Source organism: Photobacterium sp. R1, assembly GCF_054600795.1.
Window position 1 is genome coordinate 1 of the sequence record NZ_BAAHZP010001114.1, and the last position, 228, is coordinate 228.

Below are 228 nucleotides of genomic sequence, written 5' to 3' on the forward strand. Positions count from 1 at the left end.
GATGTCCTTTTTCAATCCCTGTTACCGCAGATACATTCTCTGTTGCGCACGGGGGTGGATGACGAAATTGCTATTGAAGTTGTAGCCCAATTGGATGCGCAGCGTGTGCGAGGTATCGCTTTGACCACCACGCAGGGATTAGCCCGTGGCGATGTGGTTGTCGACACTGGCGGCCCTTTGATGGCGCCGGTCGGCAAAGCGATTTTATCGCGGATGTTTGATGTCTTT

General features: G+C 53.1%; 1 pseudogene. It reads left to right on the forward strand.

Annotated elements, in window-relative coordinates:
• Positions 1-228, forward strand: a pseudogene (locus tag ACYP03_RS28520) (F0F1 ATP synthase subunit beta); the annotation flags it as partial.